At 65.7% G+C, this 740-nt stretch carries 1 protein-coding gene; it reads right to left on the bottom strand.

Annotated features, from left to right (window positions below):
- The coding region (locus tag WS69_RS21065; protein ID WP_156438289.1) for a 3-hydroxybutyrate dehydrogenase at positions 1-740 on the bottom strand (740 nt) is incomplete at both ends.

The following is a 740-nucleotide window of genomic DNA, read 5'->3' as shown; positions in this document are numbered from 1 at the left end:
CTGACGATGAACGACTGGCCGGTCAGCGCCGCGCTCGGGAACGCCGACAGGAACAGCACCGTCTTCGCGACATCCTCGACGGTCGTGAACACCCCGTCGACCGTCTGACCGAGCATCACCTTCTTCACGACTTCCTCTTCGCTGATCCCGAGCTCCTTCGCCTGCTCCGGAATCTGCTTGTCGACGAGCGGCGTGCGCACGAAGCCCGGACACACCACGTGCGAGCGCACGTTGTGCTTCGCGCCTTCCTTCGCCAGCACGCGCGCAAGCCCCAGCAGCCCGTGCTTCGCCGTCACGTACGCCGACTTCAGCGGCGACGCCTCGTGCGAATGCACCGAGCCCATGTAGATCACGACGCCGCCGCGATCGTCCCGGTACATGTGCTTGAGCGCGGCCTTCGTCGTCAGGAACGCCCCGTCCACGTGAATCGCCTGCATCTTCTTCCAGTCGGCGAACGCATAGTTCTCGATCGGATTGACGATCTGGATGCCCGCGTTCGACACCAGGATGTCGACCGAGCCGAACGTTTCGGCAACCTTGTCGATGCCGGCGTTGACCGCGTCTTCGTTCGTCACGTCCATCGCGACGCCGATCGCCTTGCCGCCCGCCTGCTTGATCTGCTCGGCGACCGCGTTCGCGCCGTCCTGATTCAGATCCGCGATCGCGACCGCCGCGCCCGCGCGCGCGAGCTCCAGCGCGATTTCCTTGCCGATGCCGCTTGCTGCGCCTGTCACGACCGC

Source organism: Burkholderia sp. BDU5 (assembly GCF_001522845.1).
GTDB lineage: Bacteria > Pseudomonadota > Gammaproteobacteria > Burkholderiales > Burkholderiaceae > Burkholderia > Burkholderia mayonis.
The sequence above is the reverse complement of the archived record's forward strand: the minus strand, read 5'-3'. Positions and strand labels throughout refer to the sequence as shown.